General features: G+C 38.5%; 1 protein-coding gene. It reads right to left on the reverse strand.

The window, feature by feature from the left end; all coding sequences use genetic code 11:
• Positions 1-4 precede the first annotated feature (4 nt).
• On the reverse strand, positions 5-579 hold a 575-nt coding region (locus HT703_RS11185), incomplete at its 5' end, for an IS630 family transposase (RefSeq protein WP_172922361.1).

The following is a 579-nucleotide window of genomic DNA, read 5'->3' on the forward strand; positions in this document are numbered from 1 at the left end:
ATACTCAATTGTTTTCAAAAAGCAACCTTGTCCATTGTCTGCTGACAGTGGACTTTAAAACGCTTTTTTCCAGTCCTTGAATAACTTCTTGAAGCTTATCAATGACGGCTTCCAATGTTTGGAAAGCCTTGTTTTTAAAACCTCGTTTTCGAATTTCTTTCCAGACTTGTTCAATAGGGTTCATTTCTGGTGTATAAGGTGGGATAAAAGCCAACTCAATATTACTTGGAATCTCTAAGGTACTTGATTTATGCCATATAGCATTATCCATGACAAGTAAAATATAGTCATCTGGATAAGCTTGTGAGACTTGCCGTAGAAATTCATTGATCCACTCAGTATTGCATCCTCCAGCAATGAGGAAAAAGGAATCTCCTGTCTGAGCATCTACTGCCCCATAACAATAGCGATATTCTCGCATATAATGACTAGGAATGCTAGGTCGGATTCCTTGAGGAGCCCAACAAGAACTCATCTTACTGATTCTTCCGAAACCAGCTTCATCTTGGTACATCAAACGTACTTTGTTATAAGTCCCCTCTTCTTTAAAGCGCTTACTTAAGGTCTCGAATGTAGATT

Origin of the sequence: Streptococcus sp. 3874, from assembly GCF_013276425.1 — a bacterium.
Classification (GTDB): domain Bacteria; phylum Bacillota; class Bacilli; order Lactobacillales; family Streptococcaceae; genus Streptococcus; species Streptococcus pseudopneumoniae.